22 protein-coding genes and 1 pseudogene are annotated in these 18,364 nt (G+C 43.7%); 22 read left to right on the forward strand and 1 reads right to left on the reverse strand.

The genetic code is table 11. The annotated features are described in order from the left end of the window. Positions 1–311 precede the first annotated feature (311 nt). The 15 genes and pseudogenes from H7968_RS13805 to H7968_RS13870 all read left to right on the forward strand — a co-directional run bounded on the left by H7968_RS13805 (position 312) and on the right by H7968_RS13870 (position 7,216). Positions 312–533 (forward strand): helix-turn-helix transcriptional regulator, encoded by a 222-nt coding sequence (locus H7968_RS13805; RefSeq protein WP_227396698.1) that lies wholly within the window; start codon positions 312–314, stop codon positions 531–533. Between the two features lie 114 nt (positions 534–647). Then, entirely contained in the window at positions 648–827 is a 180-nt protein-coding gene (locus H7968_RS13810) for a hypothetical protein (protein WP_227396699.1), read from the forward strand. Between the two features lie 2 nt (positions 828–829). Next, positions 830–2,257 (forward strand): TOTE conflict system archaeo-eukaryotic primase domain-containing protein, encoded by a 1,428-nt coding sequence (locus H7968_RS13815; protein ID WP_227396700.1) that lies wholly within the window; start codon positions 830–832, stop codon positions 2,255–2,257. 111 nt (positions 2,258–2,368) lie between these two features. Beyond that, positions 2,369–2,989, forward strand: coding sequence for a hypothetical protein (locus H7968_RS13820; RefSeq protein ID WP_227396701.1), 621 nt, complete (start codon positions 2,369–2,371; stop codon positions 2,987–2,989). Positions 2,990–3,074: 85 nt separating this feature from the next. Next, positions 3,075–3,296 carry a helix-turn-helix transcriptional regulator gene (locus tag H7968_RS18180; protein WP_227396702.1) on the forward strand — a complete coding sequence of 74 codons (222 nt, stop codon included), beginning with the start codon at positions 3,075–3,077 and terminating at the stop codon, positions 3,294–3,296. 293 nt (positions 3,297–3,589) lie between these two features. Beyond that, complete coding sequence (locus H7968_RS18050; protein ID WP_264476744.1) at positions 3,590–3,721, forward strand: hypothetical protein; 132 nt, start codon at positions 3,590–3,592, stop codon at positions 3,719–3,721. A 23-nt stretch (positions 3,722–3,744) separates the two neighbouring features. Beyond that, positions 3,745–3,888, forward strand: coding sequence for a hypothetical protein (locus tag H7968_RS13830; RefSeq protein ID WP_227396703.1), 144 nt, complete (start codon positions 3,745–3,747; stop codon positions 3,886–3,888). 166 nt (positions 3,889–4,054) lie between these two features. Continuing rightward, positions 4,055–4,237: pseudogene (locus tag H7968_RS18185) on the forward strand (HNH endonuclease); the annotation flags it as partial. A 30-nt stretch (positions 4,238–4,267) separates the two neighbouring features. After that, positions 4,268–4,420 carry a hypothetical protein gene (locus tag H7968_RS13840; RefSeq protein ID WP_227396828.1) on the forward strand — a complete coding sequence of 51 codons (153 nt, stop codon included), beginning with the start codon at positions 4,268–4,270 and terminating at the stop codon, positions 4,418–4,420. A 503-nt stretch (positions 4,421–4,923) separates the two neighbouring features. After that, on the forward strand, positions 4,924–5,076 hold the full coding sequence (locus tag H7968_RS13845; protein WP_227396704.1) for a hypothetical protein: 153 nt from the start codon (positions 4,924–4,926) through the stop codon (positions 5,074–5,076). Between the two features lie 149 nt (positions 5,077–5,225). Beyond that, positions 5,226–5,612 carry a hypothetical protein gene (locus H7968_RS13850; RefSeq protein WP_227396705.1) on the forward strand — a complete coding sequence of 129 codons (387 nt, stop codon included), beginning with the start codon at positions 5,226–5,228 and terminating at the stop codon, positions 5,610–5,612. A 183-nt stretch (positions 5,613–5,795) separates the two neighbouring features. Beyond that, positions 5,796–6,074, forward strand: a complete 279-nt coding sequence (locus H7968_RS13855) for a hypothetical protein (protein WP_227396706.1) — start codon at positions 5,796–5,798, stop codon at positions 6,072–6,074. 14 nt (positions 6,075–6,088) lie between these two features. After that, positions 6,089–6,721, forward strand: a complete 633-nt coding sequence (locus H7968_RS13860) for a hypothetical protein (protein ID WP_227396707.1) — start codon at positions 6,089–6,091, stop codon at positions 6,719–6,721. Positions 6,722–6,758: 37 nt separating this feature from the next. Then, positions 6,759–7,061, forward strand: coding sequence for a hypothetical protein (locus H7968_RS13865; RefSeq protein ID WP_227396708.1), 303 nt, complete (start codon positions 6,759–6,761; stop codon positions 7,059–7,061). Then, on the forward strand, positions 7,058–7,216 hold the full coding sequence (locus H7968_RS13870; protein WP_227396709.1) for a hypothetical protein: 159 nt from the start codon (positions 7,058–7,060) through the stop codon (positions 7,214–7,216). Before H7968_RS13865 ends, H7968_RS13870 begins: the two co-directional genes overlap by 4 nt. 67 nt (positions 7,217–7,283) lie before the next feature. Here the strand turns inward: H7968_RS13870 and H7968_RS13875 are convergent, their stop codons facing one another. Beyond that, positions 7,284–8,036, reverse strand: a complete 753-nt coding sequence (locus H7968_RS13875; RefSeq protein ID WP_227396710.1) for a hypothetical protein — start codon at positions 8,034–8,036, stop codon at positions 7,284–7,286. Positions 8,037–8,431: 395 nt separating this feature from the next. Here H7968_RS13875 and H7968_RS13880 point away from each other — a divergent pair, with 395 nt between their 5' ends. The 7 genes from H7968_RS13880 (at position 8,432) to hemA (ending at position 18,354) form a co-directional block, all read left to right on the forward strand. Further along, positions 8,432–9,109: an HAD family hydrolase gene (locus H7968_RS13880; RefSeq protein ID WP_227396711.1), complete on the forward strand. Its 678-nt coding sequence runs from the start codon at positions 8,432–8,434 to the stop codon at positions 9,107–9,109. Positions 9,110–9,441: 332 nt separating this feature from the next. Next, complete coding sequence (locus H7968_RS13885) at positions 9,442–10,395, forward strand: tetratricopeptide repeat protein (protein ID WP_227396712.1); 954 nt, start codon at positions 9,442–9,444, stop codon at positions 10,393–10,395. Positions 10,396–10,544: 149 nt separating this feature from the next. Next, entirely contained in the window at positions 10,545–11,834 is a 1,290-nt protein-coding gene (tig, locus tag H7968_RS13890; RefSeq protein ID WP_227396713.1) for a trigger factor, read from the forward strand. Positions 11,835–12,075: 241 nt separating this feature from the next. Further along, positions 12,076–13,347, forward strand: a complete 1,272-nt coding sequence (clpX, locus tag H7968_RS13895; RefSeq protein WP_134376778.1) for an ATP-dependent protease ATP-binding subunit ClpX — start codon at positions 12,076–12,078, stop codon at positions 13,345–13,347. 156 nt (positions 13,348–13,503) lie between these two features. Next, positions 13,504–15,828 (forward strand): endopeptidase La, encoded by a 2,325-nt coding sequence (lon, locus tag H7968_RS13900; RefSeq protein WP_227396714.1) that lies wholly within the window; start codon positions 13,504–13,506, stop codon positions 15,826–15,828. Then, positions 15,825–16,415, forward strand: a complete 591-nt coding sequence (gene yihA, locus H7968_RS13905; protein WP_227396715.1) for a ribosome biogenesis GTP-binding protein YihA/YsxC — start codon at positions 15,825–15,827, stop codon at positions 16,413–16,415. The genes lon and yihA overlap by 4 nt, the downstream gene beginning before the upstream one ends. 589 nt (positions 16,416–17,004) lie before the next feature. Beyond that, positions 17,005–18,354 carry a glutamyl-tRNA reductase gene (hemA, locus tag H7968_RS13910; protein ID WP_227396716.1) on the forward strand — a complete coding sequence of 450 codons (1,350 nt, stop codon included), beginning with the start codon at positions 17,005–17,007 and terminating at the stop codon, positions 18,352–18,354. The last annotated feature ends 10 nt before the right edge of the window (positions 18,355–18,364 follow it).

An 18,364-nucleotide genomic window follows, 5' to 3' on the forward strand; every position in this document is an offset into this window, starting at 1 on the left:
TCAAGTCGAGGGTGTAAATATCGCGGGTTATGTTACGTTTTCATTACAAACGCGGTTTCACCGTTGTAGATTAAGGAGTTAGAAGCACTATTAATTGAGAGGTAAAAAATATTCGGTTTCGCCGTTACACATCGAGGCATTAGTCCCACTATTATTCGAAGGGGTATTTTCCGCAGGCTCACGCACACTCGCGTGGGCTTATTCGTTGTCCCAAAAATGGGGACGAGATTGGTTCTAGTAAGTGACGGTGCTTTTTATTTATGCAAGTGGTATCGCATGTATCACAAGTTCAACGAAAGGAGGTGACGCAGATGACGCTAAAAACATTCCGCACAATTCGCAGGCTATCCGATATGACCGCTACAGAGTTTGCAATGGAAATCGGGGTTAGCCGACAGCTAGTAAATCACATCGAGCAGGGCAGGAAGTCGATCACCCGGACAACCGCAACGAAAGTCCGCCAGGCTTTTGGAGACGATTACGTCAACAAGGTCGAGCAATTTATTATGGATACAACGAAAGGGGAGGCGTAATATGACGGGGGACATTCGAAAGGGGCGTTACGGAAACAACGGAGATAACGAGTCTCATATATATAAATAAGTTATTAGTACCGAAAACGTACACTTTTAAAAGGGAGCGATCAAATGGAAAAGTACAAGTGTATTTTAAGTTTACGTGTGGCAAAGGAATTGATTGCTGAGGATCACGAGTTAATCGATATTCAGCCGTCACACCGCAGGCCGGGCAAGCTCGTGTTTGTTTTTAGAAACAGTGAGGGCTTGGAGAATAAACTAACAGCGTATCAGCTTCAAGGGAGCAAGTGAATATGACACAGCCGAATAAACAGCTAATTAAAAAATTTAATGAACTCTACATTCAGACACGCTCGAAATATCTCGTTCAATTCCCGGATAGATACGTCACCTTAACGTATAACCCGGGGAACAGGGTTGTAAAGCTGAACGATGGTTTGTTGCAAACTCACCTAAATGGCGATCTGACTTACGGTATCTTTTCCGGCGGTCACTTTAACAAGTTTATGACGTTTGATGTCGATGTGCCTGACGAGGCGATGTCACGTTGGGCAACGTTGAAATTAGTAGATGTGTTAGCAAACGAATACAACGTAAGCCGTTCCGATATTCACGTCAGTTTGTCAGGTAGCAAGGGGTATCACGTTGACCTGTTTTTCGATGAAAGAGTGCTAGTTACCGAGTTACAACGGTTTTATCGTGAGGTCATGGTGAGTGTTGGGTCAATTCCTAACGGTCAGATTGAGTTCCGCGCAACCTGGACGCAAGGTGTAAAGCTACCGCTAGGTGTTCACCAACGTACAGGCAACCGGTGTTGGTTCGTAGATAATTTCACGCTAGAGCCGATTGAATCCTTTGATTATCTGTTAAGCGTGGAGCCTATGCCGGCAAGCGTTGTTACAGAAATCGACTTCGGACTGACAGACGATCAGATTACCGAGTTTGAACACATAGCCACGTCCACAGATACATCGGTCAACGCAGTGGACTTATCGCAAGCACTTCACAACGCAGTAAGAATCATAGAAACCGGTAGGCTCACGCAAAGTGGAACAAGGCACAAGACGACTTTCACGCTTGCTTGTTTCGGTAACTCGCAGGGGTGGGAACGGGATGATACGGTTTCAGTAATAATGGACGTATTACTTGCAACGCCTCGTGAATACTTTAGCGAGGGCAGCACACCGGAACACTGGCTCAATGAAGCGAACAGGCTCGTTGACTACGTGTTTGACAAGGGCATCACGATAAAAGAGTCAAACGGACATGTCACGATTTATAAGTCGGAGATTTTAGCGGTATTGGACTGCGGTACGTTTCGACAAAAACAGTTAGCTTACGCAATGTTAGTTACTTCTAAACGATATGGCAACGTGTTTTATCTGACAATCAATACAGCAATGAGAATGATCGGCACTAAGTCGAGGCAAACGGTTCAGTCCGCTATTCAAAAGCTAGTAGATTGCGGATTTATCGAGTATCACCGGAAAGGGGAGATTGATCGTGCCAGGTCTAAGGAAATCGGACAGGTACGCTATAAACCGAATAAGTACCGGCTGATGATAAAAGAACCGGCAACCGATGAAGAATCATTCCGAGCATTGCCGGAGCATTCGGTTATTGATGTAGCGACAATGCTTCTCGACACAACAGAGATCAGACGGTTTGTTAAACGAAGGGAGTATGATAACCGATGGAAAGACGCTGTTAACGGAGAGTAATACGGGTGTTCATAGATATAAATAAGTTATTAGTACCGAAAACGTACAATCGGTTTATTCAACGTGCAATCGATGTAGGTATTACGAACTATTAAAAAGGGAGCGATAATGATGGGGAAATTGAAAAAGGTCGAGATCAGCGCAGAGGTAACGGAGTTTTATCGCCGACAGACTGCGGGTTTAAGTCGTGATGAAGTCGAGAGGTTCATTGAACAGGCGCAGGCGGGGGAGATCGATTTTAGCGACAACAGGCGGATCAAGCGTTGCCAACATTGTGACTATTACTTCGAGGACAGCCGGGCGAATAAGCGTAAGTGCTGTTCGGACGTCTGTAAAAACAGATACGACACTGCAAGACGCCGGGACAAACGCCAACAAGCGACGGCTGATCGACAGGGACTCACGGTTGAGCAACTACACGAAAAGAGGGCGCGTGATGGTGCGGTGGAAATACCGATCGGGGACGCAGTAAAACTTGATTACTTAATCTATGCGGACGGAACCGGGAACAGGCGGAAGAATACATCGGAAGTTGACGAGTCCGGCGCAGGGAAATCGAGTGTTTATGTGACGTATGGGCAACGCGAGGTTGATCGGGAGCCTAGCAATATTTATTTGCAGAAATCAAGTCGAGAAGAAATAGACGCTTACCTTACAGAGAAGTATGGCGATCATCGTTTAAGAATGGAATCGAACAGGGCGAAGTCTTACGGCAAACACATTCATTTTTAATATATATGAGCAGGTAACCGATAAGCCTGCCGTTTTTTAATAAGCAACGATAAACAATAATTTTAATTAAGAGGGAGGCTGCGAGTTGAATGCGGAACTACTAAAGCAAATTAGGAAGGTAAACAATCTTACGCAGGAACAGTTCGCAAGTGAAATCGGTGTTTCGAGGCAGACGATCGCGTTCATTGAGACTGATCGAATGCACGTCAGCGACGAAGTTGCTAGGAAAGTTCGAGAGAGATACGGAATCGAAAGGATAGAACAGATGAAAAAGACCGCGGACTTATTCGGCGGTGATCGGAAATGAGTTACCATTCCGGCAACCCATCGCATGCAGGCAAGTCAAAACGGTATCTTACGGGCGCGGGCGAATTACAGCAGCTTATGTTATCAGAACATGTTTCGGTGAGCAAAGCAGATACAGCAGATGAAGGTTTTAAGGTGAGGTGGAATCGGGATGATGTGCCGGTTCAACATTTACGCTTGTCTGAGTTGGTCAAATCGGGGCAAGTGTTCGCAGATAATGACGGACTATACACGTTGCCTGGCGAAACTATGGTTCAAAACAGTCTACCATTTTAATAGAAGGGAGTTAATGGGATGGAAACAAAAATGCTGACTATGGCGATTTATCTGCTTGCCCTCGCTCAAATTGAGGCAACCGGAAAGACTTATGTCGCGAAGGAAATACGCGATACACAGAAAAAGTTACACGGGATTATAAATGAATAAAACTAAAAAGGGGACGGGATGTAATGGAAGAACAAGCGTACTTGAAGATTATCGAAATTTTAATGAGGCTTGAGGCAAAGATCGACAGGATCGACGACCGAACAGAGGATATTAACGGCAGAGTGAGCGCACTTGAATGTGAACAAGGTCGTGATTACCTTGCTTAAAACTTGCCGTAAATGCAACGAGGTCAAACGATTAGACGATTTCAATATTCAGTCAGCTAACGCAGACAGAAGAAAAACGATCTGCCGGTCTTGCCAAAAAGAATATAACTCGGAATACCGGGCGTCGGCTATCGGAAGGGCTAAACGAGTACACAGTCAATCAAAAGTGGGGACGCGCGGTAACGTTACTTCATATGAAATCGCATTTGTTTTGAATGAGGGATCGTGTGCGTATTGCCAAAGTGAATTACCCTACGAAAAGGCAACTATAGATCACGTTGTCCCTCGGGTCAGAAAAGGCTCGAATGAAATCGGGAACGTTGTCGCAGCCTGCCGGTCATGTAACTCACGAAAGGGTAGTTTGCCGGTGGTATTGTTCATGCTACAGTCCTGCGATCCTTACTCAAATAGAAAGCTGTTAGAGAGATTGGCGCATAGACAAGGCATTACAATGCCGGAAGTTTACGAAAAACTCGTGATGGATGTTAAGGCATATTACTCACAGCAGGTCGAGGCGGTTAGCGTTGAATGAAGTCTACAGCGTATCACCCGCAGTCATCGAGGCAGTCGAAAGTGATCCAAAGTATGAAATCATCGTTAGGATCATTGACCAGGACCGGTTGACTTGCGCCGTCCTTGCCCGATTGAAGGGCGGTGACAAGACGTGACATACAAAAGAGAAGAACAAGAAACATTGTACAGCTATGAGCCTTCCGAGGGATATTGGCGGGTGTATTCGACATACCCTGTGCATATCCGCAAGCTACTTGAGTACGCCGACATCGAGCGAACAGAAATTGATGAAAATGGTGATGTGATTATGGCTCAAGGCCATGTACAGACGAATCAAATCCGATTATTTAGGCCTCGTTTATAACCCCACTAATCCGCAAAAAACGATCATCAAGACCTAATACCTTACCGTAAATATTCCACTCGTAAAAACAGGGTTATAACCGCCTTTTTCGCTATAAAAAAGTGATTCTGAGCGATCTAATAACCCTAAAAAGTATTCCGCGAAAAGGAGCGACCATATTGAAGAAGAAACGCAAGCCAAAACGAAAGGTTCAGCCACTCACGACGTCGATCAGCGATCTCCTGCCTGTTGAAACCGTCGCAAAACTAAGGGGGATTGCCGTTGCTGAAAAACGTCAGAACAGAAAGAAAGCCGGAGAAGGGACGCTATGAAAAGTACTATGAATGGTCGCAGTCAAGCGATGTGACAACGTTCAACCTGTATGAGCAAGACTGGCCGACGTTAATCGACGAGGGGTTAACACGCATTTTTAGCGACCAAGCCGAGTTTGAACGGCTCAAAGACGAAAGGGAGAGACAGAATGACGGACAAACAGACGCTTGCTGAACAGTTGCTGACACGTTTCAGAGGTGTCCCGAAGGTTGACATGACGGATTGTAAATCGTGGATTGAACGATCCATGCGCGAACATGATTATGCGATTGACCAAAAGGTGAAACCCGAGGACGCCCGGTTGATCCTTGCATACGCAGAGTACGACGGCACGCAACAAATCGCGCTACGAACCGCACACTACTTCGCTTATACAGATTTAGAAGAACGGGTGAACAAAGTGAAAGTGTCCGAGCAGTATCGGATCATGGCAGCACGGCTATTGACCGTTTATGAACGTATGCGCCGGCAGGACACGAGAGGTAACGTCAGATTTACAATTGGAAAACGAGCAGATAGGAGAGGGCAACGATAGCACGACTAACGTTTAAAAAGATACGAATGAAAAGGGATCGGCGCAACCGAGAGCAAGCGTTTTACCACGACCGCCGGGCGCATTGGCTATACAAATTGATTGAAACTGACGATACATTGACGCATTTACGCCGACAGACATTCGAGTGGCAACCGCCACGACCACGAAGGAGGTTCGAGAAAAATGAAGGTGTACGAAGAAAAGATAGAGGACATGGTCGGAAAGGTGTCCGTACTCATACAGAAGGACGGCAGAAACGTTGAAATTGTGATCCGGTCGAGGGTAGATAGTTCACGGTTGTTTGAGTGTAAATATCAAACGGATCAACCGGATCGACCGGCGTACTATGACGCTGAAAGAATCGCCCAGTATTACTGCAATTCGAATGGGCTTACGATCGAGCTGAAAACAACTAACGTTGAGTTGCCGTTCATTGGCAATGCAAACAATAAAACGAGATAAAGGGGAAATGACGGATGGATTTAAAACAAACGTATCAGCGACAGGTAGAACAAGAGGTAACGAAGTTTCGCAAGGCAGTCGACAAGATTAACGAGAGCGATCATCCGACATACAGCGTACCAGGCGCACGGGATTACGAAATCAGCGAGTTAATCCGAGAGCTTGAACGCAAAGTGAAAGAGATCGACATTGAGTTCCGTGAGCAGATCGAAGGGGCAATCGAGCATCAAACAAAGGTGGCAATGAGATCACAACACTACGTATCTGCAACGGATCGTGAGTTCATCAAGCAAGCGAGTGTGGAATTGAAAACCGCGTTAACCTTTGCCGGGAATAAAGCGGAAGTGTTAGACGCAATCAATGCTTACGAATCGAGACTTGAAACGCTTGAATCAGAATCGGCGTTTTCCGAAGTCATCAAACAGCTTGCGGAAATCATGCCGAATCTATCCGATGACTTTGCCAAGCAAAAGGTGACGCACCTATACCGAACTCTTTCGCGTGGATTGCAGACGCCGGAACAGGCGCAACTTGAAGAATTAAAGCAGGCGAAGATTACCGGTGTGAAAAGGCCGTTTACCACACTGAAAATGACGCACCCTGCGTTTAAGCATATTCAAGCAGCTCGCCGATCAACGAGATACTAAAATAAACACACACAAACGAAAAGGGAGACGATGATAAATGAAAACAATCACAATTACGTATAAGGAACACGAAGGGCGATACGGGCACGCGTACAGATCGATGACAGCGAAGGACGCAGAAGGACGCGACATCCATACGGAAATTTCCACGGTTAATCCGGTACATTTCATCGAGAAGGCGGTTACAGAAGTAGTCAAGGCGATGGTTGCAAACGGGCAGGCTGCCGATGACTTTACGATTGAGCTACCGGCAGAGATTACGCTTACCGCAGAGTTGCAGGCGCACATTGCGGACAAGTTAGCGTCTGATCCGAAAGTTGCTAGTGTGGTGTTCGGATGAAAAAAGTGACGGTGTATAATCGGACAGCCGAGACAACGGAAGAATTAAAGACGATTACTGAATATATCAAACAGCAAAACGGTAAGATCATAGGGATGATCGGACTAAAAGACGGACAGGGTGTTTCAGTAACGTTTGAGTTGCCGGGAGAATAAGCGTTAACAGGCGGGGGCTAACGTGGCCCCTCCCAAATCATTATAGTTTAAAAGTATTTTCCATTAACTAATAGTTTTTGAAATGAAAAGTCTCTTTAAATGGAATATCTTCGTTAATTTCTACCTTTTTTTTAAGGTCTGTGTAAATTTCCATATACAATTTAATCGCAATGCAAAATTCCTCAAGATGGAAATGCACTAAATTGTGAATTTCTTTATCTCTTGTAAAACTGATTTTATATTCTTCTAAAGAAACAGTGTGCCCTAAGTAATAACTGTAACTGTTCGGATGAACTCTTTCTGATAATTCATCGTAAGATATTCTGAATGTAGCCGTCTTAATATTTTTATACTTTTTCATGTAGGAGTCCAATGAGTCAATAAGTTTCATAACATTTATTGGATCAAGGTAGTCAATGGTTTTTTCGTTTTTACTTTTTACCCCTAAATAAAGTCGTTCTAATTCGTGATCAAAATCGATCATTGTAATTGTTTCGTCAAGATATTGATTATATTTTTTGTGCATGTAAGCTAATGAACCTGTTGTTTCAAAAATCGCGCGTAAAGCTAAAACAGAAATTTCAGGATTGTTTGCGTTTAGTCCGTGAATATAAGCTTTTACCAGTAATTTTATTCTATATAAATGCGTCTGTAAAAAAACTATACAATTCTGCCCAATTAAATTTAATGGAGTTCTGACAATAGTTAAATGCTCAATAAAGTTTTTTTCGCAAAAATTGAAAAAATCAGTTGTATCGGAAACGAAGTTTATTTTGTCTGAAGATTTTAATATGTTTTTAACGGACTTATTTAGTTTCATAAGCCACCCCCGTAATTTTTATAATTAAATAATAACAGATAATAGAAAAGTAAATTCTATTGAAGATATTTTACTGTGGAACTTAATAATGAAAATACGCAAATATTATATAGAAGAAACTCGTTGATTTCCTATAGTCTAAATGCTAAGATATACGTAAATAATCGGCAGATCGATCAATGACCGATTCAACTTACGTAGCAGGGCTATCGGAAAGCCTTCGTTTTCAACGCGGTCGGGAGTTCGAATCTCTCCTGGGACGCCATTACAACATCACGAACTCCTGCTATGCAGGGTTACATAAAGATCAAAAACGCTGCCACACGGTTAATCCTGTGGCAGCGTTTTTTGTAATAGTATGATCATAATCAACTTGAAGGTCAGGAGTGGATGGAATGAAAATCAAAGCACTTTTCTTAGATTTTTACGGCACTGTCGTACATGAAGATGATGTCATCATCAGGGATATTTGCAATCGGATAAAAGAAAGCTCGAATACCGACGCAACTGCTTCTGAAATCGGAGGTTATTGGTGGAAAGATTTCTCTGATTCATTTATCCAAAGTTTTGGTGATGATTTTCAAACACAAAGAGATCTTGAAACACAATCACTCAGACGTACCCTCTCTCATTTTGATTCATCTTTAGATGAAACTACGCTGAGTGAATGGATGTTTGAGCATTGGCAGAAACCAATGATCTTCACTGACGCAATCGAGTTTATTGAAGGTCTTCAAAATAAGCTTCCCGTTTACATCCTCTCAAACATTGACCGGGCAGACATTTTATCAGCAATCTCTCTTCATCACCTCCCCTTTGAAGAAGTGATCACAAGCGAAGATGTTAAATCATACAAACCCCGCTCCGAAATGTTTGACTATGCGCTCAAGAAATATAACTTGTCAGCAGATGAGGTTCTGCATATAGGTGATTCCTTAAGAAGTGACATTGCCGGTGCCCAGAACCTTGGAATCAAAACAGCCTGGATTAACCGGACAAACAAACCATCAGCAAAAAACATACAACCCGACTTCACAATATCAAAACTGACCGAGATCCTGAACATAATATGATTTACATGATTTTTTAAGGATTTACCTGTGGGATCTGGCCATGTATTAGCCCTTTATCAAAAAAGAAAAATCCTTAAGAAGATTATCTACACAGAGGGCTGGACTCATCCGTAGACTCCTGCGGCAGAGAAGCGACAGGTGAGACGGCGTAGTGCGGAGCACTAGCCGGCTCACCGCGCGGCCGCGGAAAGCGAAGGGTGAGTCCAGCCCGGTCTTTATAAACCCATCTCCTTCAAGCGAACTCCCCTATACTCAGCGCATTTCTGGATTTTTATTTTGCCCAGTGCTACACTCAATGAACAGATAAGATTGACACGGAAGGTGGATCCGGTATGGATGATCAAACGAAATTTAAAGAAAACGTCATTCCGTTTCCAGGTTTAAAAGAACGTCTGGTAGAGCAGGCGCTGGAGCTTTTGCAGGGGCAGTACCATACAGAGGCTATACAGCTTTTAGAACAGGCAATTGAGTTGGATCCGAATGACCAGGCCGTCTGCACATCGCTTGCAGTCGCCTACTATGAAGACCGTCAATGGATGGATTCAAAATCAGTTTGTGAACGGATGCTGCGGGAAGGGATCGGGGAATACGAAGAAATTCTCGAGCTTCTTGTAATGAATCTCATACAGTTAAGGAAACATGATGAGATCAAATCACTCATTCAGCCTTTAATTGATGAAGGAACACTTGCGGGTGAGCGTGCGGAACGCTTTACTCACCTGATGAACATCAGTGAAAAAAAAGCGCATGATTCGGAACGCGAGGAGAAATCGTTCGAATCCTTTCATTTGGAAAAAGGACTTGAACAGCAGACCATTCAGCTCGCTGCCTTATCAAGACAAAACATTCATCCGATCAAACAGGATCTGATTGATGCAGCTGAACACGATGATACACACCCCTTTATCAAAACGATGCTGCTTAACATTATGCGGGAACAGTCCGTGAATGATGAAGTGGTTATCCGTAAATGGGGAATTGAGATTTCGGTTTGCCCATCTGAACTCGTTGATCCGTTTGATCAGGAACAGATTGATCGTGCAATCCGGTTGATTGAAGAGGAAGGACAGGAGCCTCATCTCGTCAATATTGCCATAGATCTCATGAAGAAACACATTTTCCTGCTCTATCCCCTTTTATGGAAAGAGACGAAACCGGAGGCAATCGCTGAAGGATATGTTCGTCTTGCGAAGGAATATCTCGGGGCTGAGGATGCCTGGAACGGTTATCCGTACAGTGGTCTGAAGCAGGAAATACAGTCTGTTGAAAAAGAAAATGACCTGTAATGGTTTGCGGTTGAAACACGTATAACCTGTGTTATAATTAAATGGTTGCATAATGGGATTCTTGATGTCAAAATTCAAAGAATCATTGATTTCATGAGTTAAACATGAAACCATTAACTTAATAATAGATGTTTTGGAGGGAATTATTTATGTCAGCAAAATGGGAAAAGCAAGAAGGAAATGTAGGAGTTTTAACGGTTGAAGTTGACGCTGCTACTGTAAACAGCGGATTAGACGCTGCATTCAAAAAGGTTGTAAAGCAAATCAACGTACCAGGTTTCCGTAAAGGGAAAATGCCTCGTCAAATGTTCGAAAAGCGTTTCGGCGTAGAATCTCTTTATCAGGATGCTTTAGATGAAATTCTTCCTGAAGCGTATGCAAAAGCTGTTGAAGAAACGGGTATTACACCAGTGGATCGTCCTGAAATCGATGTTGAGCAGATCGAAAAAGGCAAAGAACTGATCTTTACTGCTAAAGTAACAGTAAAGCCTGAAGTAAAGCTTGGTGAATACAAAGGCTTAGAAGTGGAAAAGATGGATACTGAAGTAACGGATGAGGATGTTGATGCTGAACTGAAGGCACTTCAGGAGCGTCAGGCTGAGCTTGTTGTGAAAGAAGAAGGAAATGTTGAAAACGGCGATACTGTTGTTCTTGACTTTGAAGGTTTCGTAGGAGACGAAGCGTTTGAAGGCGGTCAGGCAGATAACTACTCTCTTGAAATCGGTTCAGGTTCATTCATTCCTGGATTTGAAGAGCAGCTTGTAGGTCTTGCAGCTGGAGAAGAAAAGGATGTTGAAGTAACGTTCCCTGAAGAATACCACGCTGAGGAGCTTGCTGGTAAGCCTGCAGTATTTAAAGTGAAAATCCACGAAATCAAAGCAAAGGAACTTCCGGAGCTTAACGATGAGTTTGCTAAAGATGCAGACGAAGAAGTGGAAACACTTGCAGAACTGAAAGAAAAGACGAAAAAGCGTCTTGAAGAAGACAAGAAAAATGCTGCTGAAACAGAGCTTCGTGACACACTTGTGGAAAAAGCTTCTGACAACGCAGAAATCGACGTTCCAGACGCAATGGTTGACACTGAAGTTGATCGCATGATGCAGGAATTCGAACAGCGTCTTGGTGCACAGGGCATGAACCTTGAGCTTTACTTCCAGTTCAGCGGTCAGGATGAAGCAACACTTCGCGGCCAGATGAAAGAAGACGCAGCAAAGCGTGTTCGTGTGAACCTGGTTCTTGAAGCGATTGCTAACGAAGAGAACATTACGGTTACAGAAGAAGATGTAAACGAAGAGCTTTCAAGCATGACACAGCAGTTCAATATGACAGTTGATCAGATCAAAGCAGCGCTTGGTGGATCTACTGAAATCCTTGAAAATGACCTTCGCGTACAAAAAGCGATCGATTTTCTTGTAGATAACAGCAAAACTGTTGCATAATAGTATATAGAGATGAAGCAAGGCGCGATCATATCGTGCCTTGTTTTATAACATAAGACCTACAATTGTTATACATAACTCGTTTTTTGGCAGCATATTGAAGAAATCATGTTAGTTTCGTCTTAGGTTTCACTGTGGTACAATTCATGCTACAGACAGTCACGGAGTTCCTGCGGCCTGCGGATAAAGATCCTGGCTGCGCGTCATACTGCGGTATGAGACTGAAAAAGGGGTGAATGGAATGTTCAAATTTAATGATGAAAAAGGACAGCTGAAATGTTCTTTTTGCGGAAAAACTCAAGAACAGGTTCGAAAGCTTGTAGCTGGTCCTGGCGTATATATTTGTGATGAATGTATTGAGCTTTGCACAGAAATCGTGGAAGAAGAGCTTGGTACAGAAGAAGAAGTGGAATTTAAAGACGTTCCAAAGCCAAAGGAAATCCTTTCTATTCTAGGGGATTACGTCATTGGTCAGGAACGGGCTAAAAAGTCCCTTTCTGTTGCGGTCTATAACCACTATAAACGGATTAAATCCAACAGCAAGGTTGATGATGTAGAACTTGCGAAAAGTAATATCTGCCTGATCGGTCCAACCGGTTCCGGTAAGACACTACTAGCGCAGACACTGGCCAGAATTCTTAATGTTCCTTTTGCGATTGCGGATGCGACATCACTGACTGAAGCGGGTTATGTTGGTGAAGATGTGGAAAACATTCTTCTGAAGCTGATCCAGGCTGCAGACTATGATGTGGAACGCGCTGAAAAGGGTATTATTTATATTGATGAAATCGATAAAGTGGCACGTAAATCTGAAAACCCTTCGATTACAAGAGATGTTTCAGGTGAAGGTGTACAGCAGGCGCTATTGAAAATCCTTGAAGGAACAACAGCGAGCGTTCCGCCACAGGGTGGACGTAAGCACCCGCATCAGGAATTTATTCAGATCGATACGACGAACATTCTGTTTATTGTCGGCGGTGCCTTTGACGGAGTCGATCAGATTATCAAACGCCGTCTTGGACAGAAAGTGATCGGATTTGGTTCCGGTGGCAGTAAAGATGATGTAACTGAACGTGAACTTCTTGCCAAGCTCGTTCCGGAAGACCTGTTAAAATTCGGGTTAATCCCTGAATTTATCGGACGTCTGCCTGTAACGGCAACGCTTGAGCAGCTTGATGAAGAAGCGCTAGTATCTATTTTAACCCAGCCGAAAAATGCTCTTGTTAAGCAGTATCAGAAGATGCTTGAGCTGGATGATGTTGAACTTGAGTTTGAAGAAGAAGCGTTGCGTGAAATTTCCCGTAAAGCCATTGAGCGCAAAACGGGCGCACGTGGTCTTCGCTCCATTATTGAGAATCTGATGCTTGATGTCATGTTTGATCTTCCATCCCGTGAAGATATTAAGAAATGTATCATCACTAAAGGGGCTGTGGATCAGACAGAGAGACCGATTCTTATTCTTGAAGATGGAACCAGACTCGAGCCTGATGATGAACAACGAACATCTGCCTGACGCTTAAGATACGAAAGCTGACTCGTTAAATTGCTTATCGAGTCAGCTTTTTTCTTCCTGAAAACACGTTTTGACGGATGTCACATGCAATTAAGGGTAAAGTAACACTACTTGAGTTTTTCAGGCAGAATCGCCTGTTATGGAGGTGCCTTATCAATGACTGAAAAAAAACAATACACATTACCACTGCTTCCTTTGCGCGGACTTCTCGTTTATCCTTCGATGGTTCTTCATATTGACGTCGGCAGAGAAAAATCCATTGCGGCACTGGAAAAAGCAATGATGGAAGATCATCTGATTTTCCTTTCAACTCAAAAAGACATGGCGATCGATCAGCCGGACGAAAATGATTTAGCTGAAATGGGTACTTTAACAAAAGTAAAGCAGATGCTTAAGCTTCCTAATGGCACGATTCGTGTGCTTGTTGAAGGGCTGGAGCGTGCCGCTATTACTTCTTACTCAGAAAAAGAGCCGTTTTTTACTGTAGAAATTGAAACTAAACCTGATGATCCGGAGAAAACGCCAGAGCTTGAGGCGCTGATGAGAACGCTGACGGATTACTTTGAACAATACATTTCTCTGTCTAAAAAGATTTCCAAGGAAACGTTAAATACTGTTCTGGATATCGAAGAGCCGGGGAGACTGGCTGATATCATTGCATCCCACCTGCCTTTAAAGCTGAAAATGAAGCAGGAAGTACTTGATACAACTAATATCAAGCAAAGATTGAACCGTTTAATCGAAACGATTAACAATGAAAAAGAAGTGCTCAGCCTGGAGAAGAAAATTGGTCAGCGTGTGAAGAAGTCTATGGAACGCACGCAAAAAGAATATTATCTTCGTGAGCAGATGAAGGCGATCCAAAAGGAACTTGGTGACCGTGATGGGAAAACAGGTGAAATTTCAGAGCTGACAAAGCGGATCCGTAAAGCTGAGATGCCTGAATCTGTTGAGAAAATCGCAATGAAAGAACTGGACAGATACGAAAAAGTACCTGCCACGTCAGCAGAAAGCTCTGTTATCCGTAACTATCTTGAATGGCTGATTACCGTTCCGTGGACGAATGCGACAGATGACGACCTGGACATCAAACGTGCTGAGAAAATTCTTGATCGTGACCACTATGGTCTTGAAAAAGTGAAAGAACGCGTGCTCGAATACCTGGCTGTTCAGCAGATGACACAATCATTGAAGGGTCCTATTTTATGTCTCGCTGGACCACCTGGAGTAGGTAAGACAAGCCTTGCCCGCTCAATTGCTGAATCCATTGGACGGAAATTCGTCAGAGTATCACTTGGCGGTGTCCGTGATGAATCAGAAATCAGGGGTCATAGAAGAACGTATGTAGGTGCAATGCCTGGACGAATCATTCAGGGGATGAAAAAAGCAACGACTGTTAATCCCGTCTTCCTTCTCGATGAAATTGATAAAATGTCCAATGACTTCAGAGGAGATCCGTCTTCTGCCATGCTTGAAGTGCTGGACCCTGAACAGAACAATACGTTCAGTGATCATTTCATTGAAGAGCCGTATGACCTTTCAAAGGTGCTGTTTATTGCAACAGCCAATAATCTGGCGACGATTCCAGGTCCATTGCGTGACCGGATGGAAATCATCACGATCGCAGGTTATACCGAAATTGAAAAAATCAATATCGCCAAAAATCATCTGCTGCCTAAGCAGTTGAAGGAGCACGGGCTGTCAAAATCCCACCTTCAGATCAGAGATGAAGCGATCAAGGATATCGTTCGTTATTACACGAGAGAAGCTGGTGTACGTAGTCTCGAAAGACAGCTCGCAGCCATCTGCCGGAAAACGGCGAAAATCGTTGTAAGCGGCGAAAAGAAAAAAGTGGTCGTGACCACAAAGAGTCTTTCTGATTACCTCGGGAAAAAGAAATTCCGTTATGGACAGGCTGAAACCGAGGATCAGATCGGTGTAGCAACCGGACTGGCTTACACAACGGTAGGCGGCGACACGCTTCAGATAGAAGTTTCACTCTCTCCTGGTAAAGGAAAACTCGTCTTAACCGGAAAACTGGGAGATGTGATGAAGGAATCTGCACAAACAGCCTTTTCATTTGTCCGCTCTAAAGCAGAGCAGCTTCATCTTGAAGAGAATTTCCATGAAAAGCATGACATTCATATTCACGTACCGGAAGGCGCTGTTCCAAAAGACGGTCCTTCAGCAGGCATTACCATCGTTACAGCCCTTGTTTCAGCTCTCACGGATCGTCCGATCAAACGTGAAGTTGGGATGACAGGGGAAGTGACACTCCGTGGCCGCGTCCTGCCAATCGGAGGTCTGAAGGAAAAAGCACTCAGCGCACACCGTGCTGGACTGACAACCATTATTATTCCTAAAGAAAATGAGCGTGACATTGACGATATTCCTGAAAGTGTCCGTGAAGAATTAACATTTATCCCCGTTACTCATGTAGATGAAGTATTAGAAAAGGCATTAGCAGGTGAATCGAAATGAAAATTACACAATCAGAAATCGTGATCAGTGCGGTGAAACCAGAGCAGTATCCGGAAGGTGGACTTCCGGAATTTGCTCTGGCTGGCCGTTCTAACGTCGGTAAATCATCATTTATCAACAAGATGATTAACCGTAAAGCACTGGCGCGTATTTCATCAAAACCGGGTAAAACCCAGACTTTAAACTTTTATCTTCTCAATGAAGCACTCTATTTTGTCGATGTGCCGGGCTACGGCTATGCCAAAGTTTCAAAAACTGAACGTGCTGCATGGGGCAAGATGATCGAAACATACATGACAGGAAGAGAACCGCTCAAAGCCGTCATCATGATCGTCGACCTCCGTCATCCGCCGACAAACGATGACATCATGATGTACGAATTCCTAAAGCACTTCGGAATTCCATGCCTGATCGTCGCAACAAAAGCGGATAAAATCCCTAAAGGCAAATGGCAAAAACACCTGAGCGTCACAAGAAAAACACTCGAAATCGAACCGGGAGACGAACTCATCATGTTCTCCTCAGAAACCGGCCTCGGCAAAGACGAAGCATGGAAATTCATCGAACGCAAAATGAAAGATAAGTAGAACAAGAGATTAGTCTTTTTATTACGAAATAAAAAATACTAATCGTCTCTTTATCTATCATTCATTCTTGAGACAATGATAATGATGATCTTAGTTCTTTGTGTTAAATGACTTTTATTACTTCGAAAAAATAATAGTGTGGATTGCAAGACACTGAGTGCCGGGGACATCCGCAGACTCCTGTGGCGGAAAGGGTCAGGTGAAACCGAATGTGCGAAGCACAGGCGGGTTCACCGCCCGGCCACGGAAAGCGGAGGATGTCCCCGGCACGGTTTTAAGATAAAACTTCTCAAAAGGAACAACGCCAAAACTGGCTTGTTCCTTTTTTGTTTCAATTTTGTCACATTCGGGCATACCTGTAACATAGAAGGTTCTGAAAATGAGCTGAACAGTTGAATTCAACATAGCGGTCTGGTACTCTTGACTCAGAAGTCATCGTTATGCAGCCGTGCGAACCGGATTCATCCCGGATGCTGCATAAGAACGTCAGTGAACGGGTTTCAATGCTTGTTCACATTTAAGCTCATGAAAGTGGTTACAGCATGTTATAATAGGAATAGTGATTAACTTCTGGGGGTGTCTTTCAAACATGCACATTTTAGTTGTAGGATTGAATTACAAAACGGCCCCTGTAGAGATTAGAGAGCGTCTTTCTTTTCAGGAAGCGGATCTGAGTAAAGCAATGACGGAGCTCCAGGCGAGAAAGAGCATTCTGGAAAACGTCATTGTTTCAACGTGTAACCGTACGGAAATTTACGCAGTCGTAGATCAGCTTCATACAGGTCGTTATTATATAAAGCAGTTTCTTGCTGACTGGTTTCAGCTTGATAAAGAAGAATTCAGCCCTTATCTATTTATTTATGAAAAAGACGGTGCGATGGAGCACCTGTTTAAAGTAAGCTGCGGACTCGATTCTATGATCGTAGGAGAGACGCAGATTTTGGGACAGGTTCGTAAGAGCTTCCTTACTTCTCAGGAAAACGGCGCAACAGGTACTGTTTTTAATGAGTTGTTCAAGCAGGCGATTACCCTGGCTAAAAAAGCACATGCTGAAACGGATATTGCATCTAATGCGGTTTCGGTGTCATATGCTGCTGTTGAACTTGCCAAAAAGATTTTTGGTGATTTAAATAAAAAGCATGTCTTAATCCTTGGTGCGGGAAAAATGGGTGAGCTTGCGATTCAGAATCTGCAGGGAAGCGGCGCAACAAAAGTGACGGTGATTAACCGTACGTTTGAAAAAGCTGTAGCACTTGCGGATAAATTCTCAGGAAGTGCAAAAGAATTGCGTGAGCTTCAATGTGCGCTTGTTGAAGCCGATATTCTGATCACATCAACGGGTGCAAAAGAAGCCCTGATTGATAAAGAAATGATGATTCACGTTGAGCGAATGAGAAAGGGACGTCCTTTCTTTATGGTGGATATCGCAGTTCCGCGTGACCTTGATCCATCAATTAATGAACTCGACAACGTATTTCTTTATGACATTGATGATCTTGAAGGAATCGTTCAGGCGAATCTTGAAGAACGTAAACAGGCAGCCGAACAGATTGAAATCATGGTTGAAGAAACCATTGTTGCCTTCAAAGAGTGGCTTAACATGCTTGGTGTTGTTCCTGTCATTTCCGCTCTTCGTGAAAAAGCGCTGGCTATTCAGGCTGAGACAATGGAAAGCATCGAACGTAAGATGCCAAGTCTGACTGATCGTGAACGCAAAGTATTAAGCAAGCATACAAAGAGCATTATTAATCAGCTGCTGAAGGATCCGATTTTGCAGGCGAAAGAACTCGCCGCATTACCGGACGGTGACGAAAAACTTGAGCTGTTCATGAAAATCTTTAACCTGGAAGACCAGGTAAGAGAAGCTGTTCAGCCGGTTAAATCAGTTGAAAAAACAACGTCAGCGGTTCGTCAGCCGGAGCTGTCCTTACAGCCGTAACTTGGGGGAT

Source organism: Jeotgalibacillus aurantiacus (assembly GCF_020595125.1).
GTDB lineage: Bacteria > Bacillota > Bacilli > Bacillales > Jeotgalibacillaceae > Jeotgalibacillus > Jeotgalibacillus aurantiacus.